We start from the raw sequence: 24,653 nt of genomic DNA, 5'->3' as shown, positions 1-24,653 counted from the left end.
AAGCGGCCAAGCGGCCAAGCGGCCAAGCGGCCAAGCGGCCAAGCGGCCAAGCGGCCAAGCGGCCAAGCGGCCAAGCGGCCAAGCGGCCAAGCGGCCAAGCGGCCAAGCGGCAAGCGGCAAGTGGCAAGTGGCAAGGAGTCAAGGGTAAAGCGATAAGCTGGAAGCTGGAAGCTGGAAGCCAGCATGTTGCCACCAACACCTGAGACTAGGCGTTACCTCAAACCCATGCCCGCGATGCGGGCGTTTTACCAGCGACGGATGAAGCACGACTCTTAGAGCTTCAAGCTTATGGCTTACAGCTCCGGGCGAAGCCCGGCACGGCGACGCTGGGCAAGCTGGCGCATCAGCTCGCGGGAGCGCAGCGGACGGCTGCCGAGCAGCGGGGCCAGCGCCGCCCGGGTGACCGCCTTGGCGGGGCCGGCCAGCCCGGGTTGGGACCAGTCACCACGGGCCAGCAAGCGCAGGGTGCGCCCGTCGATGCCGGCCTCGCCGGCCACGAAGGCCCGTGAGGCCGGATCGAGGACATAGCGACGCTGGGGATCGAGCTCACCCCCCTCGGGATCGGTGAAGCGCGGCCAGGCATCCAGCACCTCGAGCACCGCCACCTCGAGCCGACGCAGCACGCCGGCGCGTCCCTCGGGCCGTGGCAGCGCCTCGAGCATGGCGGTGTAGAAGGCGAAGACCTCGGCGACGGGTAGCTCCACCGGCAGCACCCGGGTCAGCAGCTCGTTGGCATAGAGCCCACAGAGCAGCCCCTCGCCGGCCAGCAGGGCCGCGCTGCCGTGTCCCTCCATCAAGCGCAGGCGCTTGAGCTCGCCCTCGCCGACCCAGGTGACGTGCAGCGGGGCGAAGGGCTGCAGCCGCCCGCGGGAGCGCGACCCGGGGCGCTGGACGCCCTGGGCCACGGCCCTGACACGCCCGTGGTGCAGGGTCAGCAGCTCCACCAGGGCGCTGGTCTCGCGGTAGGGGCGCTTGTGGAGCAGGAAAGCTGGTTGGGGTTGCATGATCGATCCTTCGGACAAGCAGCCAAGCAGCCAAGCGGCCAAGCGGCCAAGCGGCCAAGCGGCCAAGCGGCCAAGCGGCCAAGCGGCCAAGCGAAGGGTAAGATCCAAGTCGCAAGGCGTTCGCCGCTCCTTGCGACTCCTTCCTTGGCGGCTCGACGCTTGTAGCCTGGCGCTTACCAATCAGTCCAGGTCGTAGCCCAGGCTCTTCAGCGCCCGCTCGTCGTCGGACCAGCCGCGCTTGACCTTGACCCAGAGGTTGAGCATCACCTTGGCGCCCAGCACCCGCTCCATGTCCAGGCGCGCCTCGCGGCCGATGTTCTTGATGCGCTCGCCGTTCTCGCCGATCAGGATCTTCTTCTGCCCGGCCCGTTCGACGAGGATCAGCGCGCTGATGTGCACCACCCGCCCCTCGTCGCGGAACTCCTCGATCTCCACGGTCATCTGGTAGGGCAGCTCGTCGCCGAGCTGGCGCATCACCTTCTCGCGCACCAGCTCAGCGGCCAGGAAGCGCTGGCTCTTGTCGGTGATCTGGTCCTCGGGGAAGTAGTGCACGCTCTCGGGCAGGTGCTTGGCGACCTCGCCCTCGAGCTCGGGCACGTTGGTGCCGTGCTTGGCAGAGATCGGCACGATGGCGGCGAAGTCGCGGCGCGCGCCGACCTGCTCCAGCCAGGGCAGCAGGCTGGCCTTGTCCTGCAGGCGGTCGACCTTGTTGACGGCCAGGACCACCGGTGCCTCGACGTGCTCGAGGCGCTGCAGCACCACCTGGTCCTCGTCGCTCCAGCGGGTGCGGTCGATGATGAAGACCACGCAGTTCACGTCGCGCAGGGCCTGGACGGCGGCCTGGTTCATGAAGCGGTTGATCGCCTTGTTGCGATCCTTGGCCATGATATGGATGCCGGGGGTGTCGACGTAGATGTACTGGGCCTCGCCCTCGGTCTTGATGCCCATCACCTGGTGGCGGGTGGTCTGAGGACGCCGTGAGGTGATCGAGACCTTCTGGCCGAGGATCCGGTTCATCAGCGTCGACTTACCGACATTGGGACGGCCGACGATGGCCACGAAACCGCAGGTGGTGGTCATGGGCGGCCCCCCGTGCTGTTGGATTTGACCGGCTCAAGGCGCGATAGCGCCTGGGCGGCAGCCTGCTGCTCGGCATGGCGCCGACTCGCGCCGACGCCTAGGGTGTGCTCCTCGAGCACCTCAACCTGACACTCGACGGTGAAGGTCTGGGCATGGGCCTCGCCCTCCACCGAGGTCACCTCGTAGCGCGGCAGGGGCACCTGACGCGACTGCAGGAACTCCTGCAGGCGGGTCTTGGGATCCTTCTGGGTATCGTCGAGGCTGATGGCTTCGAGCCGCTCGGCATACCAGGAGAGCACCCGGGCCCGGGCGACTTGCATGCCGGCGTCCAGGTAGATCGCGCCGAGCACCGCCTCGACGGCATCGGCGAGAATCGATTCACGGCGATGGCCGCCGCTCTTCATCTCGCCGGAGCCCAGCCGCAGGCAGTCGCCGAAGGCCATCTCCCGGGCCAGCTCGGCCAACGTCGGGCCCTTGACCAGGCGCGCGCGCAGGCGCGACAGCTGCCCTTCCCGGGCCTGGGGAAAGCGCTGGAAGAGCACCTCGGCGATGATGAAGTTAACGATGGAATCACCGAGAAACTCGAGGCGTTCGTTGTTCTGGCCGCCATAGCTGCGATGGGTCATGGCCAACTCGAGCAGACCGGGGTCGGCGAAGTCATGGCCAATGCGGCGGCTGAAGGCGTTGAGGGAGTTGCTCACGGAGCTCCTGCATAATTGATGGCGAACGTGGGGGTGTGTCTGAATCTGGCGACGTACGCAAGCCGCCAGGCCCAAGGAGCGGCAGGTGCTGCCCTACTGGATACGGCGCACGCTGGTGAAGCTCGGCAGTCCGCCGTCCCAGTGCATCCAGACGGCGAAGGCCTGGCCGACGATGTTCTCCTCCGGCACGAAGCCCCAGTAGCGGCTGTCGTTGGAGTGGTCACGGTTGTCGCCCATCGCGAAGTAGTGCCCCTGCGGCACCACCAGCTCGCGCACCTGGGGGCCGGGGGCCCGAGGATTATTGTAGATGCGGTGCTCCTGTCCGCCCATCTGCTCGGCCAGCAGCAGCTCGGTGGGCGCCTTGAGGGGGCCGGCCTCGAGCAGCCGCTTGGGCACCGCCTCGCCGTTGACGAACAGCTGCTTGTCCGCATAGCGGATCCGGTCGCCCGGCAGGCCCACCACCCGCTTGATGAAGTTGACGGAAGGCTCGTCGGGGAAACGGAACACCATGACGTCGCCCCGCTCCGGCTCACCAACTTCAAGAAAGCGGGTGTTGACCACCGGCAGCCGCAGGCCGTAGGTGAACTTGTTGACCAGGATGAAGTCACCGACTTCAAGCGTCGGGCGCATCGAGCCGGACGGGATCTGGAAGGGTTCGACCACGAAGCTGCGCAGTATCAGTACCACCAGCAGCACCGGGAAGAAGGAGCGGGCGTAGTCCACCGGCCAGGGCTCCTTGAGCGCCTTCTCGCGGGCTCGTTCGCCGAGTCCCTCGGTGGTGCCGGCCTCGGCCGTGCCCAGCCGCTGTCGGCGGGCAGGACGCCACCAGAGCAGATCGATCAGCCAGATCATTCCGGTGACGGCCACCGCCACCACCAGCATCAAAGAGAAGTCCATGCGGTTATCCGTCCCTAGTCGTTGACCCTGAGCACAGCAAGGAAGGCGTCCTGGGGAATTTCCACCCGCCCGACCTGCTTCATGCGTTTCTTGCCTGCTTTCTGCTTCTCGAGCAGCTTCTTCTTGCGGCTGACATCGCCGCCGTAGCACTTGGCAGTGACGTTCTTGCGTAGCGCCTTGACGGTGGAACGTGCCACCACCTGGCCGCCGATGGCCGCCTGGATCGCCACGTCGAACATCTGCCGCGGGATCAGTTCCTTCATCTTCTCGACCAACAGGCGGCCGCGACTGTGGGCATGGTCGCGATGGATGATCACCGCCAGGGCATCGACCCGGTCACCGTTGATCAGCACGTCCAGGCGCACCAGTTGGGCCGCCTGGAAGCGCTCGAAGTTGTACTCGAGCGACGCATAGCCCTTGGAGATGGACTTCAGGCGATCGAAGAAGTCCATCACCACCTCGCTCATCGGCAGCTCGTAGGTGAGCTGGATCTGGCTGCCGAGGAACTGCATGTCGAGCTGGGTGCCGCGGCGCTGCTCGCACTCGGTGATGACATTGCCGACGAACTCCTGGGGCACCAGGATGCTGGCGCGCACGATGGGCTCGCGCATCTCCTCCACGTCGGCCATGTCCGGTAGCTTGGAGGGGTTGGCGACGTAGCTGACCGCGCCGTTCTTCATGGCCAGCTCGTAGACCACGGTGGGCGCCGTGGTGAGCAGATCCAGGTCATATTCGCGCTCGAGGCGCTCCTGGACGATCTCCATGTGCAGGGTACCGAGAAAGCCGACCCGGAAGCCGAAGCCCAGGGCGTCGGAGTTCTCCGGCTCATAGCCCAGCGAGGCATCATTGAGCGCCAGCTTCTCGAGGGCGTCGCGGAAGTCCTCGTAGTCATCGGCACTGACCGGGAACATCCCGGCGTAGACCTGCGGCTTGACCTTCTGGAAGCCAGGCAGGCGCGCGACGTCCGGGGTCTTGGTGTGAGTGATGGTATCCCCCACCGGGGCGCCATGGATCTCCTTGATCCCGGCCACGATGAACCCCACTTCACCGGCGCGCAGGATGCCGGTCTCACGGCGCAGCGGGGTGAAGATCCCCACTTCGTTGACCTGCCAGTCGCCGCCGGTGGACTTGATGCGGATCTTCTCGCCCTTCTTCAAGGTGCCATCGAAGATCCGCACCAGCGAGACCACGCCCAGGTAGTTGTCGAACCAGGAATCGATGATCAGCGCCTGGAGGGGCGCCTTGGGGTCGCCCTTGGGGGGCGGGATGTCGCGCACCAGGCGCTCGAGCAGCGCATCGATGCCCAGCCCGCTCTTGGCCGAGACCTGGCAGGCGTCGGTGGCATCCAGGCCGATGATCTCCTCGATCTCGTGGGAGACCTTGTCCGGGTCGGCCTGGGGCAGGTCCATCTTGTTGAGCACCGGCAGCACCTCGAGACCCTGCTCGATGGCGGTATAGCAGTTGGCCACCGACTGTGCCTCGACGCCCTGACCGGCATCAACCACCAGTAGCGCGCCTTCACAGGCATACAACGACCGCGAGACCTCGTAGGAGAAATCCACGTGCCCCGGGGTGTCGATGAAGTTCAGCTGGTAGGTGTTACCGTCCTGTGCATGGTAGTCCAGCGTTACCGACTGCGCTTTGATGGTGATGCCACGCTCGCGCTCGAGGTCCATGGAGTCGAGCACCTGCTCCTTGAGCTCACGCTCGGTCAGCCCACCGCAGGTCTGGATCAGGCGATCGGCCAGGGTCGACTTGCCGTGGTCGATGTGCGCGATGATCGAGAAGTTGCGGATGTGCTTGAGGGGGTCGGAGGTTGCATCTTGGGACATCGAGTCGATTCTGCCTTGTGGGTGTCGGGCCACGGCCGACAGGATGGATCGCGTTGCGGTCGGCTGGCGGGCTCTGATCGGATTGGGCGCCATTGTAGCGGGATGCGCCGGCCAGATACAGCGACCCGACGGCGGCTGCCGTCGGGTCGCGCGATCACTGTCGCTTGGTGGGACAGCGAGATCAGCCGTGGGAGAGTCGCAGCGCCACGAACAGCGAACGGCCGTCGCGGTAGAGACGCACCGGGATCGCCCGATCATCGGGCAGCTCGGCGACCAGTTCGGCAAGCTGGTCGGGGTCCTCCACCACGCGTTGGTCGATGCTGACCAGGATGTCGCCGGCACGGATGCCCGCCTGCGCGGCGGCGCCACGCGGGTCCACCTCGCGCACCCGGGCGCCGCCCTCGATGCCGAGATCACGCCGCTCGGCCTCCTCCAGCGGCTGCACGGCGATGCCCAGCCGTGCCGACGCCGGCTCTTCGCCCTGGCCATTCGCCGCACTAACCTCGCTGTCGGGCCAATCGCCCACGGTGATGGTCTCCTCGCGACGCTTACCGTCGCGCAGCAGCGTCAGTGCTACCTCGCCGCCCGGGCTGACCCGTCCGATCAGCCGCGGCAGGGTGCTGGCACTCTCCACCGCCTCGCCGTTCACCTCGAGGATGACATCACCGGCCTGGAGCCCGCCGCGGGCGGCCGGCCCCTCGGGGTCGAGGTCGGCGATCAGCGCGCCCTCAGGGTTGTCCATGCCGAAGGACTCGGCCAGGTCACGGGACACCGGCTGGATCATCACCCCCAGCCAACCACGATTGACGCGACCGCCGTCACGCAGCTGGTCGGCCACGTCCAGCGCCACGTTGATGGGGATCGCGAAGGAGAGTCCCATGAAGCCGCCGCTGCGGGTGAAGATCTGCGAGTTGATGCCGACTACCTCGCCATCCAGGTTGAACAGCGGACCGCCGGAGTTGCCCGGATTGATCGCCACGTCGGTCTGGATGAAGGGTACGTAGGCATCGCGGGGCAGGGTGCGATCGATGGCACTGACGATGCCGGCCGTCACCGAGTGGTCGAAACCGAAGGGCGAGCCGATCGCGGCGACCCACTCCCCCACCCGCAGGTCATCGGAGTCGCCCAGGGTGAGAGTCGGCAGGCCCTCGGCGTCCACCTTGAGCAAGGCGACATCGGTCTTGGCATCGGCCCCGACCAGCTCGGCCTGGAGCTCGCGCCGGTCGTTGAGCCGCACCAGGATCTCGTCGGCGCCCTCCACCACATGGGCATTGGTCATGATGTAGCCGGCCTCGTCGATGATGAAGCCCGACCCCAGCGACTGGCGCTCCTCACGGCGCTCCGGCCCCCCGCCGGGCGGCATCGGGACACGGTCGTCGAAGCGATCACCGAAGAAGCGACGCAGGATCTCGGGGATCTCCTGATCGCCGAAGTTGTGCAAGGGCGACGCCGTGCGCTCCACCATCCGCGAGGTGGAGATGTTCACCACCCCGGGCGCGGCCTGATCGACCAGTTCGGTGAAGTCCGGCAGGTCCCGGGCCACGGCCGTTTGCCACACCAGCAGGGCCGTGGCGAGCAGCATCCAAAGGGAAAGGTGTCGTGTCATGCGCTTCATGAAAGGCTCCTGCTCGACAAGGGATAGGAAAAAAGGATGTGTCCTTACATACCGCCTGGGTGTCAAAAGGTTCAGGGCATATCGCCCTCAGCGCCGTCCTGCCACTCCACCGAATCGGCCACACGCAGCAGGACACCGGGTGGCAGCTCCCCCATCGCCACGACCTGGCGGGTCCGACCGCCGAGTTTGCGTTGGCGGACGGCCGCGTAGGAGACGCCGAGGCGATGCATGCCCGGGATCAGCTGGTCCGCCCCCTCCACGGGTTCCACGAACAGGCTGAGGGTGGCGAGGCCGTCACTGAAGACCCGGTGGCCGATGTCATCGTCATGACGGGAACTGCGGGACTCCACCGGCTGGGGGATGAAGCCCGTGGGCAGCCAGGCGGGGTGCCAGGGATCCTGCGGGCGGGCACGGCGTCGGTCGAGCTCGATCTCCCCCTGGTGCAGCTGGGGCTGACGCAGCTCGGTGATCTGAAAGGTCTCCACCACGCGTCCATGCTCGTCCAGCAGGATGTGCTTGAGCGGCAGCCCCGTGGCGGTGTCGAGCCAGAAACGGTGGCCGTAGCGCATGCCATCCAGGGGTTCGATGTCGAGGCGGAGGGTGGTGCGATTGGCAAGACGCTCCTCACCGCTCAGCTGGAGGCGATAGAGGCCATCGAGGTGTTCGGCGATGCCCGACGGTGAGGCCGGCACCGGGGCGTTACCCTCGGCCCAGCTCAAGCGACCGATGCGCCCGCGCCGCTCGAAGACCACCGGGGGGCCGTCCAGAAACCGCGCCACCTCGCGCTCGACGCCTTCCACGACATCATGGGAAAGCGCCAGGGAACGGACCCCGTCGCCGCCGATGCGTACCGCCCGTGCCTGGAAATCGTAGCAGTGGTTGGACCAGAGGCTGCGCTCCAGCCACTCCTGGGCGGTCTCGGGTGGCTCACGCTCCGCCAGGGAGCGGCAGTCGAACCGCTCGGCCGGGGACGGATCGGCGTCGGACTGAGCCACGGCGCCTGACGAGAGGCTCAGCAGGGCCGCGACCAGCATCGCGCCGAGCAGACGGGTCGGACGACCCTGACGCATCAGTGCTGCCCCAGGGACTCGCTACCGGACGCGCGCAGCAGCGGCATCCAGGTATCTCCACTGCGGTAGGCCGCGCCCTCGGCATGGCGGTCCAGATAGGACTGCAGCAGTTGTGCCTGTTGCTGGTCACCCCGGGCAGACTGCCGCGGGGAGAGGAACAACGGCGAATCGAAGTCCGCCCCCACCGTCATCACGCCCCGGGAATCCCCGGAGGGGGTCTGGAAGAGCGGCAGACCCGGCAGCGAGGAACGGCTATCGACGCCAGAGGCGGCCAGCCCCGACCCGCCGAAAGCGGCAGGACTCGCCTGCTGCTCGCCCACCGGCTGGCCCTGGGAAGCCACTTCGGTGGGGGTCTGACCCGCATCGAGGCTGCCGTTGTAGAACTGCACGCCGCTGATGACCATCAGCGACACCGCGGCCGCGATGCCGGCGCCACGCGCCAGCGTAATGGGACGCCCGGACGCCTCGCCGGCATCGACCCGGGGCACCGGCTCGTCCTGAAGACGCGCCATGATGCCCGCCGAAAGATCGGTAGCGACATCGACCCCCGGTTCGCGCCGCATCAGGCTGCGCATCAGATGGTAGCGGCGCCAGGTCTCGGCCGCATCCGGGGCGTCGTCCAGTGACGTAAGCACTCGACGAAGCTCCAGCTCATCCCCTTCGTTGTCCATCAGGGCAGAAAGCGATTCCCGTGCGTTCTGACTCATTCTTCACACCCTCACACTCGACAAGGCGACCCGGTCCGGGTCCTTTGACAGCCTGTTGATCCCGACATCGGCGCGTGTCGCCCTGACCGCGTCGGCATGTAGTTGCCTGCTAGTGGCAGGCCGGTCACCGCATATGACGTCGCGGATGGCGGACAGTTCAGCAAATCGTCAAAAAGCTTGCAGTTTCACCTCATTCGACCACCGTCTCCTGGTTGCGGGAGGTGGTGACGAGCGGGCGGATATGCTGGTCCACCGCCTCCCGGGCCCGGAAGATCCGCGAGCGGACGGTACCCACGGGACACTGCATGATAGCGGCGATGTCCTCGTAGGAGAGGCCGTCGAGCTCACGCAGGGTGATCGCGGTCCGCAGGTCATCGGGCAAGCCCTCGATCGCCTCGAAGATGGCCGCCTCGAGCTGGTCGCGGGCCAGCGCGGCCTCGGGGGTCTCGGTATCGGCCAGTCGTCCGCTGTGGTCGACGATCTCGGCATCGACGATGTCCAGGTCGCTGCCCGGCGGACGCCGCCCCTTGGAGACCAGGTAGTTCTTCGCGGTATTGATGGCGATGCGGTACATCCAGGTGTAGAAGGCGCTCTCGGCGCGGAACTTGCCCAATGCCCGGTAGGCCTTGATGAAGGCCTCCTGCGCCACATCCTGCACCTCGGCGTGGTCATGCACGTAGCGACCGATCAGGCCGATGATCTTGTGCTGGTACTTTTTCACCAGCAGGTCGAAGGCGCGGGTGTCCCCCTTCTGGGCGCGCTCGACGAGCTGCTGGTCGGTTTCCCGGGTGCCCATTCAGGCCCTCCCCGAACAGAGAGGTGCGGATAGCGACCCAACGGCGGGTCGCGAACGGTCTGGCATTACTAGCATAGTGTCAACCTGGGCCTTGGAGCCGCTGAATGGTCAGGGTCATGAATCACGAGAGGTACAAGTGTTCCTGTTTCTTGAACGTCCATCAAGCCGGTTGCCTTGCCCTGCTGCCGTCGATGGGACCGGCCGCGCCCGGACGGGTTCGCATGGCGATTGAATTTGCTGGCCCCGCGCGCGATAGTAGATAGTAGATGCCACTGGACATCGCCATCAGCGCAGACACGACACAGGAAGCACAATGTCAGAGCAGCAGGTCAATAACCTCAACGTTCTCGCCCAGGACGTCCTGATCACGCCCGAGGCCCTGAAGCGGGAGATCCCCCTCACCGAGGCCGCCGAACACACGGTGATCGAGGGACGCGAGACGATCCAGGCCATCCTGGACGGCCGTGACCCTCGCCTGCTGATGGTGGTGGGCCCCTGCTCCATCCATGACGTGGATGCCGCCCTAGACTACGCCCGCCGCCTGCGCCAGCTGGCCGACGATGTCAGGGACAGCCTCTACATCGTGATGCGCGTCTACTTCGAGAAGCCCCGCACCACGGTGGGCTGGAAGGGCCTGATCAACGACCCCCACCTCAACGGCTCCTTCGAGATCGAGGAGGGCCTGCACATCGCCCGCAAGCTGCTGGTCGAGCTCGCCGAGATGGGCCTGCCGCTGGCCACCGAGGCGCTGGACCCCATCTCGCCCCAGTACATCCAGGACTGCATCAGCTGGTCGGCCATCGGTGCGCGCACCACCGAGTCCCAGACCCACCGCGAGATGTCCTCGGGGCTCTCCTGCCCAGTGGGCTTCAAGAACGGCACCGATGGCAGCCTGGACGTCGCGGTCAATGCCCTGCAGTCCGTCTCCCACCCCCACAACTTCCTGGGCATCGACCAGGCCGGCCAGGTGGCGATCATCCGCACGCGCGGCAACGCCTACGGGCATGTGGTGCTGCGCGGCGGCAACGGCAAGCCCAACTACGACAGCGTCAGCGTGGCGCTGGCCGAGCAGGAACTCAAGAAGGCCGGGATCACGCCCAACATCATGATCGACTGCTCGCATGCCAACTCCAACAAGGATGCGGCCCTGCAGCCGCTGGTGCTGGAGAACGTCACCAACCAGATCCTCGACGGCAACTACTCGATCATCGGCCTGATGGTCGAGTCCAATATCGGCTGGGGCAACCAGAAGCTGACCGAGGATCTCAGCCAGCTCAAGTACGGCGTCTCCATCACCGATGCCTGCATCGACTGGGACACCACGATCGAATCCTTCAAGCGCATGAACGAGAAGCTCGCGCCGGTGCTGGCCGAGCGACGCCAGGCCACCTGACCCCTCAGACCTCACGTACCCCGTCGATCTCGCGCACGAAGGGCGGCAGGGCATCGAGCAGCGCCCGCCCGTAGCGGCGGGTCAGCACCCGGCGATCGAGCAGGGTGATGCGCCCATGGTCGGCCTCCTTGCGGATCAGCCGGCCACAGGCCTGCACCAGCTTGATTGAGGCATCCGGCACGCTGATGCGCATGAAGGCATTGCCGCCGCGGCTCTCGATCCACTCCGCCAGCGTCGCCCCGACCGGATCATCCGGCACCGAGAAGGGCAGCCGGGTGATCACCACATGGGTGAGGTAGTCACCGGGCAGGTCGATCCCCTCGGCAAAGCTCGCCAGGCCGAAGATGATGCTGCCCTCCCCCGCATCCACCCGCGCCCGGTGGCGGCTGATCAGCTCGCGCTTGGGCAGGCGGTCCTGGGCCAACACCCGCTCGCGGCGGCCCCGGGAGAGCGCCTTTTCGACACCGCGCAGCTGGGCCCGTGACGAGAACAGCATCAGCACTGCCTCCTGCTCACCGAGCGCTTCCACGAAGTCGACGATGGCCCGCTCGTGCCCCTCGCGGTCGGCGGGATCAACCGCTTCACGGGGCACGCTGAGCACCGCCCGCGAGTAATCGAAGGGACTGGGCAGGCGCTGATAGCGATAGCGGTTGGCCAGCCCCGCGCGTTCCTGCAATCGCTCGAAGCGGCCCAGCGCGGTGAGCGTCGCCGAGGTGATCACCGCCCCGAAGGTACTTCCCCACAGAGACTTGGCGAGGGTGTGGGCGGCAGAGACCGGGCTCGCCGAGAAGCTCAGCTCGGGCTCGCCATGGAAGCGCTCCAGGGTCAGCCAGCGCGCGCGCGGGGGCTCGCCGTCGGGATCGGTCTCGGCAAAGGCCAGCCACAGCGCATGGGCCTCCAGGGCACGCCCGTGGAGCAGCGCCACCAGCGGCAGCCAGGCCTCGGCCTGCTCGCGCGGCAGTCCGGTGTGCTTGTCCGGGTCGAGGCTCTCGCGCAGGATGTCGGCCATGCTCTCCAGAGTGCGGGAGAGCTCGGCGAAGACCACCACCAGGCCACCCGCCTGCTCGCGCAGCGCCTCGGGGGCTCGGCCCATCTCCAGACGGTGGTGCCGGCTCTCCTCGCCGTCGGCCAACCCCTGGGGGCGGCCGGCCAGCTGGTGGCCGAGGGCGAAGGTCTCGCCGAGCCGGGGCTCCAAGGCGTTGATCGCCTCCGGGAGCCCCGCCAGCAGCCGCGCCAGGGTCGGCTGGACGGCCAGCGCCTGGTTGAGCTCGCTGAGCGAGCTCTTCAGGGTCTTCAGCCAGCGCAGCGCCCCGCCCACCGCGAAACGGTAGGTGAAATGCTGGAGGGCCTTGTCGGGCAGGTGATGCCCCTCGTCGAAGACGTGGATGCAGTCGCCCGGGGCCGGCAGCACCACCCCGCCGCCCAGCGCCAGGTCGGCCAGCACCAGGTCGTGGTTGGCGACGATGACATCGGCACTCTCGAGATGGCGGCGAGCCCGGAAAAAGGCGCAGGCCCCGAAGTGGCCGCAGCGGCGGTTGGTGCACTGACGGTGGTCCACGGTGAGGCGGCGCCAGTGGCTGTCCTCGATGGCCTCGGGCCAGCTGTCGCGATCGCCCTCCCAGCGGCCGTTGCCGTAGGCCTCGCCCAGGTCCTTGACCAGCGCCTGGAAGTCGTCGCCGCCGCTGGCCAGAGACTGCTCGAAGAGCGACAGGGTGGCGTTCTCCTCCCCGCCGTCCAGCGCCTGGTCGAGACGCGCCACGCAGACATAGCGCCCGCGCCCCTTGGCCAGGGCATAGTCGAAGTCGAGTCCGCTGTGGGCCTTGAGCGCCGGCAGGTCCTGATGGAGCACCTGCTCCTGCAGGGCCACGGTGGCGGTGGCGATGACCAGCCGCTTGCCGCGGGCCTTGGCCACCGGCAGCGCGGCCAGCAGGTAGGCCAGGGTCTTGCCGGTGCCGGTGCCGGCCTCGAGCACGCAAACGTGCTCGTCGCTGACGCGCCGGCCGGCCTCGTCGGCCTCGATGCCCGCCAGGGTGCGGGCGATCTCGGCGATCATCAGCCGCTGACCGTAGCGCGGAGTGAGCTCGAGGCCCTCGAGCACCCGCCGATAGGCGTCCTGGATCTCGGCCTTCAGCGCCTCTTCAAGCATGGGCCGTCAGAGCAGGCCTTCCGGCGGGTGCTCGCAGGGCAGCTTGTCGTTGATGTAGCGCTCGATCTCGGGCAGCGAAAAGGCGTCCTCCTCGCCCACGAAGCTGATCGATACCCCCTTGGCGCCGGCGCGGCCGGTGCGTCCGATGCGGTGCACGTAGTCCTCGGGGTCTTCCGGCAGGGTGTAGTTGATCACGTGGCTGACATCCTCGATGTGGATGCCGCGCCCCGCCACGTCGGTGGCGACCAGCACCTGGATCTGGCCCTCGCGGAACTTCTCGAGGGTCTCGATGCGCTGGTTCTGGGGCACGTCGCCGGAGAGCATGGCGGCGCTGATACCGGCCTTCTCGAGCAGGTCGTCGAGCTTGCGCACCAGGTCACGACGATTGCCGAATACCATGACGCGGTCGAAGCTCTCCTGCTTGAGCAGGTTGACCAGCAGGCGCTGCTTGTCCTCGTCGCCGACCATATAGACGCGCTGGTCGATATCGGCGGCGTTGTCGACGGTGACCTCGATCTCCACATGGGCCGGCTCATGGGTCCACTGGCTGGCCAGGTTGAGGATGTCCTGGCTGAAGGTGGCCGAGAACAGGAAGGTCTGGCGCTGCTCCTTGTTCGGCGTGTGGCGGATGATGCGCTTGACGTCGGGAATGAAGCCCATGGAGAGCATGCGGTCTGCCTCGTCCAGCACCAGCACTTCCACCTGGGTGAGGTCGACGTCGCGCTTCTCATGGAAGTCCAGCAGCCGTCCGGGCGTGGCGACCAGGATGTCGAGCTTGCCCCCCAGCGCCTCGCGCTGCTTCTGGTAGTCCATGCCGCCCACGACGCTTGCGACCTTGAGATCCGTGAAGCGCGCCAGGGCCTTGGCGTCCTTCTCGATCTGCAGCGCCAGCTCGCGGGTCGGGGCCACGATCAGCGCCCGCGGTGCGCCCGGCTTCTGGCCGTTGGGAACCTCCTCTTCGAGGAAGTAGGCCAGGATCGAGATCAGGAAGGCGGCCGTCTTGCCGGTGCCGGTCTGGGCCTTGCCGACCACGTCACCGCCCAGCAGGGTCTGGGCCAGGGCCTCGGCCTGGATGGGCGTGCAGTATTCGAAGCCCAGGGCATGGATGGCCCGCATCAACGGCAGCGGCAAGTCGAAGTCATGGAAGCGCCACTTGCCCGCCACGACGGGGACCTGGAACTGGCGCAGATCCCAGTTCGACTGGCGACGGCGCGGCTTGCGCCGACGACGCTTGGGCTTGCGGTTCTGGGCCGGTGCTGTGGTCTGTTCCGACTCGCTCATAGGCTGTGCTGTCTTATCCGTATCGGTGGATGGGGTGCATGACGCATGCCGGCATTGTACCAGTCTCCGGCGCCGAGGGCGCCCCCGGACGTCTACCGCCGGTTCGTCGCTGTCGGCAGGGCCGCCGCGACTGGTAGAATGGCACCCATTCATGCAAGGAGTTGCATCATGACACGCCAGAAGAAGACTCGCTCGCTCGCCGACAAGGTGCAGATCCGCACCGGCAAGCGCAAGGATTTCAAGAAGTGGCGCCACGAGAATCCCGACCAGGTCACCTCGACGACCCGCTTCACCCAGAAGAAGCGCCAGCAGCGCAAGCTGCAGGCGGCCCGCAAGATGGCCCGCCAGGAATCGGGACAGCCGATCGCCATCCACCCCGAGACATCGGGCAACGACACCCCCGAGCGGAAGGACGACTGACGATGCGTCTCGTCTCTTTCAACATCAACGGCATCCGCGCCCGCCTGCACCAGCTCGCCGCCCTGATCGAGGCACATCGCCCGACGCTGATCGGCCTGCAGGAAACCAAGGTCCAGGATAGCGAGTTCCCCGTGGCGGCGGTGGAGGCGCTGGGCTATCGCGTCTTCTACCACGGCCAGAAGGGCCACTACGGCGTGGCGCTGATGGTCGACACGGCCCAGTGCGGCGAACCGGAGGCGATCTTCCATGGCTTCCCCGACGACGGCGAGGCGGCCCAGCGGCGCATGATCGGGGTGCGCCTGCGTGGCGGGGATGGCGACCCGCTGACGGTGTGGAACGGCTACTTTCCCCAGGGCGAGAACGTCGAGCACCCGGCGAAGTTTCCCCACAAGCGTGCCTTCTACGCTCAGCTTCAGCACCTGCTGGAAACGCAGCACCGCCCCGACGAGCGCCTGGCGGTGATGGGCGACTTCAACATCTCCCCCGAGGACCACGACATCGGCATCGGCGAGGCCAATCGCAAGCGCTGGCTGCGCGAGGGCAAGACCAGCTTCCAGCCGGTGGAGCGCGACTGGCTCGCCGGCATCAAGGGCTGGGGACTCACCGACAGCTATCGAGTGCGTTACCCGGAGACGGACGACCGCTTCAGCTGGTTTGATTATCGCTCCCGCGGCTTCGAGCGCGAGCCCCGGCGCGGCCTGCGCATCGACCATATCCTGGTCAGCGCGCCGCTGGCCGAGAAGGTGACGGATGCCGGCATCGACTATGACCTGCGTGGCATGGAGAAGCCCTCCGACCACGCGCCAGTGTGGACGGAGCTCGCGCTGTAAGCCGGCCCGACTGGCCCGCGGCAATATAGGCACCCGGCGCCCGGTGCCGGCATGAACGCCATCAGCAGCCAGCCGGTGGTGACCCCGAAGACAGGTCATGGGGGGCTCCCTGTCGCAGCCTATCTGAGCTGGAACTCCAGCCGCTGCCGCGCCCGACGCAGACGGCCATCTGGCTCGAAACGCCACTCCGCCACCGCCGACTCGGCGGCCGCCTCGAAGGCCCTGCGCGGCCGAGCCTCCAGCACCCGAATGCTCGAGGGGTCAACGCGACCGTCCGGCTGAATCAGGAATTCCAGCTCCACATGGCCTTCCAGCCCCCGTCGCAGGGCTCGCCGCGGGTAGTTTGGCGGCACCCGGCTGACCGGGATGGCCTCACCCACTTCCACGGGCACGTCACTGGCCTGACTCCCCTGACCGGCCGGCTCGGCGGTGGAGACAGCCTCCAGCGCAGCATCGGCGGGCTTGCTTTCCTCGGCGCTTTCCTCGGCGGCGAGGGCCACGGGCTCGGAAGGCGCCGCAGATGCTGGCTCAGGCTGCGGTGCTGGTGCCGGATCAGGGATCGATTCCGGTTCTGGGACTGCCGCCGGTTCGGGAGTCGGATCTGGAGTCGATTCTGGCACTGGCTCCGGCGCTGGGGTCGGCTCCGGCTCCGGCTCCGGCTGCGGATCAGGCTCAGACAGGGGGATCGCGTCGGGTCGCTCAGGCAAGGACTCGGCCTCGGCGAGGGAGGGAGACGGCGCCTCTTCCGGGGCCGGCGCGGCTTCCGGCGCGGCGGGTTCGACGACCTCCGTCATCGAGGCCAGCTTCAGCGGCACGGCAGCATCCGGCCGCTCAATCGTCTGCTCCGGCGGCACGACCAGCAGTGCCAGCAGCCAGAACAGCAGCAGCGCCATGGACACGCCGGCCAGCGCCGAGAGGGGCACCCGGATCATGGCGTGCCCTGGGTCGCAGCCACCGCGATCTGCTCCACACCGGCCTCGCGGATACGATCCATCACCTCGATCAGCCGGCCGGTGGTGGCCTCGCGGTCGGCCTGGATCACCACTCCGCCGTCGCCACTGACCAGGGCGGCGACCGCCTCGCCGACGCGGTGGGCATCCACCGGCCGGCCGTCCACCCAGACGGCGCCCCCCGAGGTGATCGCCACCATCAGCTGGGCGTCGGGCTGAGGGCTGGCGGCGCTGGATTCGGGCCGCTCGATCTCTACCCCGCTTTCCTTGATGAAGCTGGTGGTGACGATGAAGAAGATCAGCATGATGAAGACCACGTCCAGCATCGGGGTCAGGTTGACCTCGCCGGCGTCGCCTCCCTCGGCGGTCAGGCCGCGGCGTCTACGCATGGTATTCCTCCACGGCGCGGGCCAGGCGGTCATGCAGCCGCTGGTCCTCGCGCCGGATGAGCTGTTCCAGTCGGCTGGTGAACAGCAGACCCACCACTGCCACCGCCATCCCGGCCAGGGTCGGCAGGGTGGCCCGCGCCACGCCGTCGGCCATGGCGCGGGCCTGGCCGGTATCGCTCAGCGCCAGGCTGTCGAACACGGCAATCATGCCGGTGACGGTGCCCAGCAGACCAAGCAGCGGGCAGAGCCCCACCAGCAGCTTCAGCCAGGGCAACGGACGCCGCAGCCGGCCGAGCAGTTCACGGGTCCAGGCCTCACGCAGGGTCCGGGCACTCCAGCTCAGGTGGTCGGGGCGCGACGCCCAGCGCGCGATCAGCGCGCGGCGCGCGCGGCGGTAGGTAATACGAAAGAACAGCAGCCGCTCCAGGGCCAAGCTGAAGAGCAGTGCCGCCACCCCGGCGATGCCCACCAGGATGATCCCACCGGCATCGACCAGCCGCGCCAGGGGCTCAAGCCAGAGCGGCAGCACGGCGCTCGCTCCCTGAAGTTTTCGGGGCGACCTGACGATGCTCGAGCTGTTCGGCCAGGGCCGCGCTGGCCTGGCCCTCCATCACCCCGGCAAGGTGACGGCTACGGCCCGCCAGGGCGGTATGGGCGAACAACAGCGGCACGGCGGTGATCAGGCCCAACACGGTGGTGACCAGCGCCTGGCTGATGCCGCCGGCCATCAGCTGGGGATCACCGGTGCCGAATACCGTGATCGCCTGGAAGGTGACGATCATCCCGGTGACGGTGCCCAGCAGGCCCAGCAACGGGGCCACCGCGGCGAGCAGTTTGACCAGCGCCTGGCCGCGCTCGAGCCGCGGCAACTCGGCCAGCACCGCCTCGTCGAGGCGCGCTTCCAGCGCCTCGGGCACCGGATCGTCGGCGAGCGCCCGGAAGCGCAGCAGCACCCGGCCCAGCGGGTTGTCCTCGCGTAGCCGGCTGAGGTCGCGCCGCTGGCGGCGGGTCGCCACGCTCACCCTGAGCAGGTAGGCATACTGCAGCATCGCCATCAGCAGGCCGATGCCGCCCAGGCCCACCACCACATAGCCCACGGCGCCGCCCTGCTGGAAGCGCTCCGTGAGGCTCGGCCGCTGAGCCAGGGCCTCGATGACCTGGCCCCGGGTAGGGTCCAGCGCCAGCCGCTCGCCCTCCCCGGCCTGGAAGTCGGCGAGCAGCTCGCTGACCTCTCCCGGGGTGCGTGGCGCCGTGGCGAGCACGCCCTCCTCGGCGCCGCGCTCCAGCAGTGCGCCCGCGCTGAAAGCGGCCAGATCACCCAGGCGCACCACCTCGCGAGTGGCGAGCCGGCCATCACTCGCCGCCACGGGCATGTCGAAGGCGACGACCCGGCCGGTCTCGGCGGTCAGCGCTATCAGCGCATCGCCCAGGGTCTCCAGGTGCTCGGGTCGGAGTACCTCGGCGTCATCCAGGCGCGGCGGCAATGCCGCGCCGCTCACCGTGATCCAGCTCTCCGCCAGGTCATCGCGCAGCTCGCCGCTGTGACGCGCCAGGGTGTCCAGCACCGCCCTGATATCCTCACCCTGCTCGTCCTGGCGTTCGTCGAGCACGTCGCGGCGGACCTGCTGGGCCTGCTGCTGTTCCGACAGGGCCGCGAAGCGCGCCTCAGCCTCGTCGTGGGCCTCGCGGGCCTGCTGGAGGGCCGCCTGCAGGGCGCCGCGATCCTCGACCAACGCGGCCAGCCGCGCCGCATCGCGGGCCTCGGCCGCCTCGCGCTCGGCGCGCAGAGTGGTCAGGGGCTCGTCCTGAGACTGGGCGGGCAGCCCGACGATCAACAGGCCGCCCATGACCAGCCCCACCAGGGTACGGCGTGCGGCACGCGTCCAGGGATGGCTCATGAGCTCGCCTCCGCATCAGTGGTATCTGCCCGCTCGAGGGGCCGGGAGATCGGCAGGGTCAGCAGTTCCGGTGCCCGTTGGTCGCGGACGATGCGCAGGCCGTGGCGTAGCTCCATGCGTCCGGCTTCATCCAGTGGTTCCCAGCGATCGGCATCGGCCCGCCACACACCGCCCTCACGCCCGTCGGGGGTCAGGTAGTAGAGACCCACCCGCCCCAGGCGCAGGAAGTCCACCTCACGGCGGGCGTCACCCTCATCTCTCCCCTCGTTCAGGGTGCCGCGCCAGGCGTCCAGCTCGCGGCCGTAGTCGAGCTCGGTACGCCAGGCGGCGAGGAGTCGATCCAGGCGCTCCGCGGCCGAGGCGCCGGGATCGGCCAGGCCGGCCTCGAGACCCGCGGCGCGGGCCAGGCGCTCATCCTTCAGGAACGGCAGATCGCGCTCCACCCAGGCCTGCAGGCGCGAGATCAGCGCCTGCTCGATTTCCGGCAGCACTTCACGGGTCTCGGCCAGCGTATCCAGCGCTGCCTCGCGGCGGTCCAGGCGCTCGCCCCGGCGCTCGAGGCGTGGCGCCAGGGCGTCGCTGCGCGCCTCCAGGCGCCGGGTCTCGGCCTCCACCCGGCGCAGCTCGCGGAGCATCTTGCGACTCTCCTCGTCGGCCGCGTCGATGTGCGCCTGAAGCTCGGCCTGGGCGTGCTGGGCCTGGCTCGCCTCCTCGACCACAGGCTGCTGTGCCTGGAGCATGCCGGCGGCCAGCACGCCGATGGCGATGCCGAATGGCAATTGTAAGCGAAAGATCCTCACCGTGGCTCTCCATCGTGGTCCCGGGCAGAGCGCCCACCATGCCACCAATACGAACGATTATCAATGCACATGGTTATCGTCTGCACTGGCGCGACGCACAGAAAAGCCGCACCCCTGAGGGCACGGCTTGTCTGGAGGAAGGAAGGCGCGGCCTCAGGCCGTGGCATTGCGGTAGCGACGCTCGACGTCCTCCCAGTTGATCACGTTGAAGAAGGCCGCCACATAGTCCGGGCGCTTGTTCTGGTACTTCAGGTAGTAGGCGTGTTCCCAGACATCCAGGCCCAGGACCGGCGTATTGCCGTGCATGATGGGACTGTCCTGGTTGAGGGTGTTCTCCACCACCAGCGACTTCTCCGGGGTCACCGAGAGCCAGGCCCAGCCGCTGCCGAAGCGGCCCAGTGCCGCCTTGGTGAAGGCGTCCTTGAAGGCATCTAAGCCGCCCAGTTCCGCTTCGATGGCACGGGCCACCTCGCCCTGGGGCTCTCCTCCCCCGCCGGGCGACATCATCTGCCAGAACATCGAGTGGTTGGCATGGCCACCGCCGTTGTTGACCACCGCCTGGCGCTTGCCCTCCGGCACATGGTCGAGGTTGGCGATCAACTCCTCCACGTGCACGTCCTCGAGGCCGGTCCCTTCGAGGGCGGCATTGAGGTTGTTGACATAGGTCTGGTGGTGACGGGAATGATGGATCTCCATGGTCAACGCATCGATATGCGGTTCCAGGGCATCGTAGGCATAGGGAAGATCAGGAAGGATATGCGCCATGATCACTCCTCCTTGTTGATGTCGGATAGGCCCCGTAGGCCCGGTTCACCTACGAGGATGGCAGGGAACGGCACTTGTTGCTAATGATTCCTGTTATTCCTTGTATAGAAGACGTTAATCGACGCCCTGAACGACGCGGGCCGCCCCCAAGGGACCGGCCCGCGCGCTGGCGCCACCTGGAAGTTATCTCCCTACAGCTTGCTTTCCAGTTCTGGCAGCGCCTCGAAGAGGTCCGCCACCAATCCGTAATCGGCGACCTGAAAGATCGGCGCCTCCTCGTCCTTGTTGATCGCCACGATCACCTTGGAGTCCTTCATGCCCGCCAGGTGCTGGATGGCCCCGCTGATGCCCACGGCGATATAGAGGTCCGGGGCGACGATCTTGCCGGTCTGGCCGACCTGCATGTCGTTGGGCACGAAGCCGGCGTCCACCGCGGCGCGCGAGGCACCGATGGCGGCGCCCAGCTTGTCGGCGATGCCCTCGAGCAACGTGAAGTTGTCGCCGTTGCCCATGCCGCGCCCGCCGGAAATGACCACCTTGGCGGCGCCCAGCTCGGGACGGTCGGACTGGGCCAGTTCCTCCTTGATGAAGGTCGACTGGGCGTTGTCGGCGACGAAGTCGACCGCCTCGATGGACGCGCTACCGTCTTCGCTGACGGCATCGAAACCGGTGGCGCGCACGGTGATCACCTTCAGCGCATCTTCGCTCTGCACGGTGGCGATGGCGTTGCCGGCATAGATCGGGCGCTTGAAGGTGTCGGCACTCTCCACGGCGATGATCTCGGAGAGCTGGCTGACGTCCTTGAGCGCGGCGACGCGCGGCAGCACGTTCTTGCCGGTGGTGGAGGCACAGGCCAGCACGTGGCTGTAGTCGCCGGCGAGCTCGGCGATCAGCGCCGCGGTGGGCTCGGCGAGCAGGTGGGCGTAGGCGGCATGGTCGGCCACGCGAACCCGGGACACGCCGTCCAGCTTGGCCGCGGCCTCGGCGATGGCGGAAACGCCCTCGCCCGCCACCAGCACGTCGATATCGCCGCCGCCGTGCTTGGCAATCTGCTGAGCCGCCGCGACCACATGGGCGGTGGCGCCGGCTAGGGCGCCGTCGTGATGTTCGGCCAGAACCAGAATGCTCATGAAATCACCTTCGCCTCGTTCTTGAGTTTGTCGACCAGCTCGTCCACCGAGCCCACCTTGACGCCGCCCTGGCGCTCGGCCGGCGGCTCGACCTTGAGCAGCTTGACCTTCGAGGCCACCTCGATGCCGAGCTCCGCCGGGCTCTTGACGTCCATCGGCTTCTTCTTGGCCTTCATGATGTCGGGCAGCTTGGCGTAGCGCGGCTCGTTGAGGCGCAAGTCCGTCGTCACAATGGCCGGCAGGGTCAACTCGACGGTCTGCAGGCCGCCGTCGATCTCGCGGGTCACCTGCAGCCGCTTTTCATCACCTTCGCCCTCGACAGTAATTTCAGAGGCGAAGGTGCCCTGGGGCCGGCCGGTCAGCGCGGCGAGCATCTGGCCGGTCTGGTTGTTGTCGGTGTCGATGGCCTGCTTGCCCAGTATCACCAGGCCCGGCTGCTCCTCCTCGACCACCTTGGCCAGCGCCTTGGCCGCACCCAGCGACTCGACGCGCTCGTCGGTCTGGATGTGGATCGCCCGGTCGGCGCCCAGCGCCAGGGCGGTGCGCAACTGCTCCTGGGCGGCCTTGGGGCCGACGGTGACGGCGACGATCTCGGTGGCCACCCCGCGCTCCTTCAGGCGCACCGCCTCCTCCACGGCGATCTCGCAGAAGGGGTTCATGGCCATCTTGACGTTGGTGAGGTCGACGTCACTGTTGTCCGGCTTGACCCGGATCTTGACGTTGTAGTCGATGACGCGTTTGACCGCGACGAGTACCTTCATAGTGTCCTCGCTTGGTTCACACTGGGAACCTGATGGTTGGAGAAGCGGCCTCTGCCCCGCGTCGCGGCGGGAGGAGACCTGCCTCCTTAGGAACCGGCTGGCATACCCTTATTCGTTTCATGCAAGCGTTTGATAGGCGCAGCACCGTAAAACATATCCAATGTGCCATAGCCACATCCTGATCAACAATCCTCGCGCCGCCGGGGAACAGCCAGGCCATGACGCACTGCACCATCGCAGGGGGTGACCCTTTAACGCTATTATGCCTATCATGGGGCATGGCTAGAAGCAAACGACCGTTTTAAATCCTTCCGACGTTGGTCGCATCCGGTGGCCACGTCGCCGGGACAGTGAACAGTGAGGAGAGCTCAGGTGGAAGAACAAGTCGAACGCGATTCCATGGATTTCGATGTGGTCATCGTCGGCGCCGGGCCCTCGGGCCTGGCTGCCGCGTGCCGGCTGATGCAGCAGGCCAATGAGGCCGACCAGGAGCTCACGGTGTGCGTGGTGGAGAAGGGCTCCGAGGTGGGCGCCCATATCCTCTCCGGGGCGATCTTCGAACCCCGCGCCCTGCAGGAGCTGTTCCCCGACTGGGAGGAGCGTGGCGCGCCGCTGACCACCCGGGCCAGCCGCGACGAGGTCTACCTGCTCAAGGATGCCGAGAAGGGCCAGAAGCTGCCCAATGCCCTGGTGCCGCCCTCCATGCACAACACCGGCGGCGACCTCACGCGCTACGTGATCAGCGCCGGCAACCTCTGCCGCTGGCTGGCCGAGCAGGCCGAGGCGCTGGGTGTGGAGATCTTCCCCGGCTTCGCCGCCCAGGAGGTGATCCACGACGAGGACGGCACCGTGCGCGGCATCCTGATCGGCGACATGGGGGTGGGCGCCGACGGGGCGCCCAAGGATGGCCACATGCCGGGCATGGAGCTGCGCGCCAAGTACACCCTGTTCGCCGAGGGCGCCCGCGGCCACCTGGGCAAGCGGCTGATCGAGCGCTTCGAGCTCGACGCGGGCAAGGACCCGCAGCACTACGGTATCGGCCTGAAGGAGCTGTGGGACGTGCCCGCCGAGCAGCATGAGCCCGGGCTGGTGCTGCATGGTTCCGGCTGGCCCCTGGACAAGCACACTCATGGCGGCTGGTTCCTCTACCATGCCGAGAACCAGCAGGTGGTGGTCGGCCTGATCATGGACCTCTCCTACCAGAATCCCTGGCTGTCGCCCTTCGACGAGTTCCAGCGCATGAAGCACCATCCGGTGCTGGCGAAACATCTCGAGGGTGGCAAGCGGGTCGCCTATGGTGCCCGGGCCATCGCCAAGGGCGGGTTGAACTGCCTGCCGAAGATGACATTTCCCGGTGGCCTGCTGATCGGCTGCGACGCCGGCACGCTGAACTTCGCCAAGATCAAGGGCCTGCACACCGCCATGAAGTCCGGCCTGGTAGCCGCCGAGGCGGTGTTCGAGGCGCTAAACGATCGTGAAGCAACGGCGGAAGGCGACGAGGGCGGCCAGGAGCTGACCGCCTTCACCGAAAAGTGGGAAGCCAGCTGGGCCTATACCGAACTCGAGGAGAGCGCCAGCTTCGGCCCGGCGATCCACAAGTACGGCACCCTGGGCGGCGGCGCCTACAACTTTGCCAACCAGCTGCTCGGCGGCAAGCTGCCCAACGTCCACGACACCACGCCGGACCATGCGACGCTCAAGCCCGCCAATGAGTGTGAGAAGATCGACTACCCCAAGCCCGACGGCAAGCTCTCCTTCGACAAGCCTTCCTCGGTGTTCCTGTCGAACACCAACCACGAGGAGGACCAGCCCTGCCACCTCAAGCTCGCCGACCCCGAGCTGCCGATCCGCGACAACCTGCCCGAGTACGCCGAGCCGGCCCAGCGCTACTGCCCGGTGGGCGTGTACGAGGTGATCGAGGACGACGCAGGTCACCCCAAGTTCCAGATCAACTTCCAGAACTGCATCCACTGCAAGACCTGCGACATCAAGGACCCGGCCCAGAACATCACCTGGGTGGCACCGGAAGGCGGCGGCGGGCCCAACTATCCCAATATGTAAGCGTCCCGCGTCGAGCTCCGCTCGGCGCGTAAGCCGTAAGCCGTAAGCCGTAAGCCGTAAGCCGTAAGCCGTAAGCCGTAAGCCGTAAGCCGTAAGCCGTAAGCCGTAAGCCAAGACGCCATCATTG

General features: G+C 67.4%; 24 protein-coding genes. 5 read left to right on the top strand and 19 right to left on the bottom strand.

Features of this window, described 5'->3' with window-relative positions:
- A partial coding sequence (locus tag OP498_RS17430; RefSeq protein WP_280554617.1) for a hypothetical protein occupies positions 1-203 on the top strand: 203 nt, incomplete at its 5' end.
- A gap of 90 nt (positions 204-293) precedes the next feature.
- Here the strand turns inward: OP498_RS17430 and recO are convergent.
- The 9 genes from recO to rpoE form a co-directional block, all read right to left on the bottom strand.
- Positions 294-1,004, bottom strand: coding sequence for a DNA repair protein RecO (recO, locus tag OP498_RS17425; protein ID WP_280554615.1), 711 nt, complete (start codon positions 1,002-1,004; stop codon positions 294-296).
- A 180-nt stretch (positions 1,005-1,184) separates the two neighbouring features.
- Complete coding sequence (gene era / locus OP498_RS17420) at positions 1,185-2,084, bottom strand: GTPase Era (protein WP_280554614.1); 900 nt, start codon at positions 2,082-2,084, stop codon at positions 1,185-1,187.
- Positions 2,081-2,785, bottom strand: a complete 705-nt coding sequence (rnc, locus tag OP498_RS17415; RefSeq protein ID WP_280549848.1) for a ribonuclease III — start codon at positions 2,783-2,785, stop codon at positions 2,081-2,083. Before rnc ends, era begins: the two co-directional genes overlap by 4 nt.
- Before the next feature lie 93 nt (positions 2,786-2,878).
- Entirely contained in the window at positions 2,879-3,682 is an 804-nt protein-coding gene (gene lepB / locus OP498_RS17410; protein WP_280554613.1) for a signal peptidase I, read from the bottom strand.
- A 14-nt stretch (positions 3,683-3,696) separates the two neighbouring features.
- Positions 3,697-5,514, bottom strand: coding sequence for a translation elongation factor 4 (lepA, locus tag OP498_RS17405; protein WP_280554611.1), 1,818 nt, complete (start codon positions 5,512-5,514; stop codon positions 3,697-3,699).
- A gap of 181 nt (positions 5,515-5,695) precedes the next feature.
- Positions 5,696-7,129: a DegQ family serine endoprotease gene (locus tag OP498_RS17400; protein WP_280554610.1), complete on the bottom strand. Its 1,434-nt coding sequence runs from the start codon at positions 7,127-7,129 to the stop codon at positions 5,696-5,698.
- A 71-nt stretch (positions 7,130-7,200) separates the two neighbouring features.
- Positions 7,201-8,199: a MucB/RseB C-terminal domain-containing protein gene (locus OP498_RS17395; RefSeq protein WP_280554609.1), complete on the bottom strand. Its 999-nt coding sequence runs from the start codon at positions 8,197-8,199 to the stop codon at positions 7,201-7,203.
- On the bottom strand, positions 8,199-8,906 hold the full coding sequence (locus tag OP498_RS17390; RefSeq protein WP_280549858.1) for a sigma-E factor negative regulatory protein: 708 nt from the start codon (positions 8,904-8,906) through the stop codon (positions 8,199-8,201). The genes OP498_RS17395 and OP498_RS17390 overlap by 1 nt, the downstream gene beginning before the upstream one ends.
- A gap of 190 nt (positions 8,907-9,096) precedes the next feature.
- Entirely contained in the window at positions 9,097-9,702 is a 606-nt protein-coding gene (gene rpoE, locus OP498_RS17385) for an RNA polymerase sigma factor RpoE (RefSeq protein ID WP_280549860.1), read from the bottom strand.
- Positions 9,703-10,015: 313 nt separating this feature from the next.
- Here rpoE and OP498_RS17380 point away from each other — a divergent pair, with 313 nt between their 5' ends.
- Positions 10,016-11,095, top strand: coding sequence for a 3-deoxy-7-phosphoheptulonate synthase (locus OP498_RS17380; protein WP_280549862.1), 1,080 nt, complete (start codon positions 10,016-10,018; stop codon positions 11,093-11,095).
- A gap of 4 nt (positions 11,096-11,099) precedes the next feature.
- On the opposite strand, the gene dinG is transcribed toward OP498_RS17380, so the two are convergent.
- Both dinG and rhlB read right to left on the bottom strand, forming a co-directional pair.
- A complete protein-coding gene (dinG, locus tag OP498_RS17375) occupies positions 11,100-13,241 on the bottom strand; it encodes an ATP-dependent DNA helicase DinG (RefSeq protein ID WP_280549865.1) in 2,142 nt (713 codons plus the stop codon).
- 6 nt (positions 13,242-13,247) lie between these two features.
- On the bottom strand, positions 13,248-14,522 hold the full coding sequence (gene rhlB, locus OP498_RS17370) for an ATP-dependent RNA helicase RhlB (protein WP_280554608.1): 1,275 nt from the start codon (positions 14,520-14,522) through the stop codon (positions 13,248-13,250).
- A 168-nt stretch (positions 14,523-14,690) separates the two neighbouring features.
- On the opposite strand from rhlB, the gene OP498_RS17365 reads away from it, so the two are divergent.
- Both OP498_RS17365 and xthA read left to right on the top strand, forming a co-directional pair.
- A complete protein-coding gene (locus OP498_RS17365) occupies positions 14,691-14,942 on the top strand; it encodes a hypothetical protein (RefSeq protein WP_280554607.1) in 252 nt (83 codons plus the stop codon).
- A 2-nt stretch (positions 14,943-14,944) separates the two neighbouring features.
- Entirely contained in the window at positions 14,945-15,772 is an 828-nt protein-coding gene (gene xthA / locus OP498_RS17360; RefSeq protein WP_280554604.1) for an exodeoxyribonuclease III, read from the top strand.
- Between the two features lie 119 nt (positions 15,773-15,891).
- Here xthA and OP498_RS17355 read toward each other — a convergent pair whose 3' ends face one another.
- The 8 genes from OP498_RS17355 to OP498_RS17320 form a co-directional block, all read right to left on the bottom strand.
- Positions 15,892-16,704: a TonB family protein gene (locus OP498_RS17355; protein WP_280554602.1), complete on the bottom strand. Its 813-nt coding sequence runs from the start codon at positions 16,702-16,704 to the stop codon at positions 15,892-15,894.
- A complete protein-coding gene (locus OP498_RS17350) occupies positions 16,701-17,111 on the bottom strand; it encodes a biopolymer transporter ExbD (RefSeq protein WP_280549875.1) in 411 nt (136 codons plus the stop codon). Before OP498_RS17350 ends, OP498_RS17355 begins: the two co-directional genes overlap by 4 nt.
- Positions 17,104-17,637, bottom strand: coding sequence for a MotA/TolQ/ExbB proton channel family protein (locus OP498_RS17345; protein ID WP_280549883.1), 534 nt, complete (start codon positions 17,635-17,637; stop codon positions 17,104-17,106). The genes OP498_RS17350 and OP498_RS17345 overlap by 8 nt, the downstream gene beginning before the upstream one ends.
- Positions 17,621-18,958 (bottom strand): MotA/TolQ/ExbB proton channel family protein, encoded by a 1,338-nt coding sequence (locus OP498_RS17340; protein ID WP_280554621.1) that lies wholly within the window; start codon positions 18,956-18,958, stop codon positions 17,621-17,623. Before OP498_RS17340 ends, OP498_RS17345 begins: the two co-directional genes overlap by 17 nt.
- A 47-nt stretch (positions 18,959-19,005) precedes the next feature.
- On the bottom strand, positions 19,006-19,809 hold the full coding sequence (locus OP498_RS17335) for a DUF3450 domain-containing protein (RefSeq protein WP_280554600.1): 804 nt from the start codon (positions 19,807-19,809) through the stop codon (positions 19,006-19,008).
- 153 nt (positions 19,810-19,962) lie between these two features.
- Positions 19,963-20,574 carry a superoxide dismutase gene (locus OP498_RS17330; protein ID WP_280554597.1) on the bottom strand — a complete coding sequence of 204 codons (612 nt, stop codon included), beginning with the start codon at positions 20,572-20,574 and terminating at the stop codon, positions 19,963-19,965.
- Between the two features lie 191 nt (positions 20,575-20,765).
- Positions 20,766-21,704: an FAD-binding protein gene (locus tag OP498_RS17325; protein WP_280554596.1), complete on the bottom strand. Its 939-nt coding sequence runs from the start codon at positions 21,702-21,704 to the stop codon at positions 20,766-20,768.
- Entirely contained in the window at positions 21,701-22,465 is a 765-nt protein-coding gene (locus OP498_RS17320; protein ID WP_280554595.1) for an electron transfer flavoprotein subunit beta/FixA family protein, read from the bottom strand. The genes OP498_RS17325 and OP498_RS17320 overlap by 4 nt, the downstream gene beginning before the upstream one ends.
- A gap of 399 nt (positions 22,466-22,864) precedes the next feature.
- On the opposite strand from OP498_RS17320, the gene OP498_RS17315 reads away from it, so the two are divergent.
- Positions 22,865-24,526, top strand: a complete 1,662-nt coding sequence (locus OP498_RS17315) for an electron transfer flavoprotein-ubiquinone oxidoreductase (RefSeq protein ID WP_280554618.1) — start codon at positions 22,865-22,867, stop codon at positions 24,524-24,526.
- Positions 24,527-24,653: the final 127 nt, after the last annotated feature.

The organism is Halomonas sp. 25-S5, from assembly GCF_029889845.1.
Taxonomy (GTDB): domain Bacteria; phylum Pseudomonadota; class Gammaproteobacteria; order Pseudomonadales; family Halomonadaceae; genus Halomonas.
Note: the sequence above shows the minus strand (reverse complement) of the source record. Positions and strands in the feature narration are given on the sequence as shown.

Coding starts and splice junctions, on each gene's coding strand:
- OP498_RS17320 (WP_280554595.1), bottom strand. CDS start 22,465: ATGAAGGTACTCGTCGCGGTCAAACGCGTCATCGACTACAACGTCAAG.
- OP498_RS17390 (WP_280549858.1), bottom strand. CDS start 8,906: ATGAGTCAGAACGCACGGGAATCGCTTTCTGCCCTGATGGACAACGAA.
- OP498_RS17340 (WP_280554621.1), bottom strand. CDS start 18,958: ATGGGCGGCCTGTTGATCGTCGGGCTGCCCGCCCAGTCTCAGGACGAG.
- era (WP_280554614.1), bottom strand. CDS start 2,084: ATGACCACCACCTGCGGTTTCGTGGCCATCGTCGGCCGTCCCAATGTC.
- OP498_RS17395 (WP_280554609.1), bottom strand. CDS start 8,199: ATGCGTCAGGGTCGTCCGACCCGTCTGCTCGGCGCGATGCTGGTCGCG.
- recO (WP_280554615.1), bottom strand. CDS start 1,004: ATGCAACCCCAACCAGCTTTCCTGCTCCACAAGCGCCCCTACCGCGAG.
- rpoE (WP_280549860.1), bottom strand. CDS start 9,702: ATGGGCACCCGGGAAACCGACCAGCAGCTCGTCGAGCGCGCCCAGAAG.
- OP498_RS17365 (WP_280554607.1), top strand. CDS start 14,691: ATGACACGCCAGAAGAAGACTCGCTCGCTCGCCGACAAGGTGCAGATC.
- OP498_RS17330 (WP_280554597.1), bottom strand. CDS start 20,574: ATGGCGCATATCCTTCCTGATCTTCCCTATGCCTACGATGCCCTGGAA.
- OP498_RS17325 (WP_280554596.1), bottom strand. CDS start 21,704: ATGAGCATTCTGGTTCTGGCCGAACATCACGACGGCGCCCTAGCCGGC.
- OP498_RS17400 (WP_280554610.1), bottom strand. CDS start 7,129: ATGAAGCGCATGACACGACACCTTTCCCTTTGGATGCTGCTCGCCACG.
- lepB (WP_280554613.1), bottom strand. CDS start 3,682: ATGGACTTCTCTTTGATGCTGGTGGTGGCGGTGGCCGTCACCGGAATG.
- dinG (WP_280549865.1), bottom strand. CDS start 13,241: ATGCTTGAAGAGGCGCTGAAGGCCGAGATCCAGGACGCCTATCGGCGG.
- xthA (WP_280554604.1), top strand. CDS start 14,945: ATGCGTCTCGTCTCTTTCAACATCAACGGCATCCGCGCCCGCCTGCAC.
- lepA (WP_280554611.1), bottom strand. CDS start 5,514: ATGTCCCAAGATGCAACCTCCGACCCCCTCAAGCACATCCGCAACTTC.
- OP498_RS17350 (WP_280549875.1), bottom strand. CDS start 17,111: ATGCGTAGACGCCGCGGCCTGACCGCCGAGGGAGGCGACGCCGGCGAG.
- OP498_RS17355 (WP_280554602.1), bottom strand. CDS start 16,704: ATGATCCGGGTGCCCCTCTCGGCGCTGGCCGGCGTGTCCATGGCGCTG.
- rhlB (WP_280554608.1), bottom strand. CDS start 14,522: ATGAGCGAGTCGGAACAGACCACAGCACCGGCCCAGAACCGCAAGCCC.
- OP498_RS17380 (WP_280549862.1), top strand. CDS start 10,016: ATGTCAGAGCAGCAGGTCAATAACCTCAACGTTCTCGCCCAGGACGTC.
- OP498_RS17315 (WP_280554618.1), top strand. CDS start 22,865: ATGGATTTCGATGTGGTCATCGTCGGCGCCGGGCCCTCGGGCCTGGCT.